This window comes from Winogradskyella psychrotolerans RS-3 (assembly GCF_000427335.1).
Lineage (GTDB): Bacteria > Bacteroidota > Bacteroidia > Flavobacteriales > Flavobacteriaceae > Winogradskyella > Winogradskyella psychrotolerans.
On the sequence record NZ_ATMR01000093.1, the window covers coordinates 1 to 516 of the forward strand.

1 pseudogene is annotated in these 516 nt (G+C 43.6%); it reads left to right on the forward strand.

The annotated features are described in order from the left end of the window. Positions 1–302: 302 nt before the first annotated feature. Positions 303–516 (forward strand): annotated as a pseudogene (locus ADIWIN_RS22155) (bile acid:sodium symporter family protein); the annotation flags it as partial.

The window sequence follows — 516 nt, forward strand, 5'->3', positions numbered from 1 at the left end:
GCTATCAGCAATGCTGCTGCTTGTACTATATTTCTACCTAATCCTATCAGGGAATTACGGGCCATCAGGTCCATTCCTGATAGGATTTATGGTATTGTTAGGCATTGCATTTAACTTAAACCCAAAACTTAAAGGCTACACCTATACGGTGATGATATTCGGTGCCGCCACCCTGGCACTTTACTATCCACAACCTTTCATTTTTTATAAAGGGTATGCCCTTAGCCAATTGATTACCCCACTTATCCAATTCATTATGTTTGGAATGGGTACTGCAATGGCGGTTAAGGATTTTGTTCAAATTGGCAAAAATCCAAAAGGGTGTATTTATAGGCTTGGTATGTCAATTGACCTTGATGCCTTTATCAGGATGGGCCATCGCTCATTGGAGCGGATTACCTATAGAAATTGCTGCTGGCATCATTCTGGTCGGCTGCTCCCCCAGTGGCGTAGCCTCCAATGTAATTAGCTACCTGGCCAAAGCCAACCTTGCACTGTCGATAACGATCACTGCCA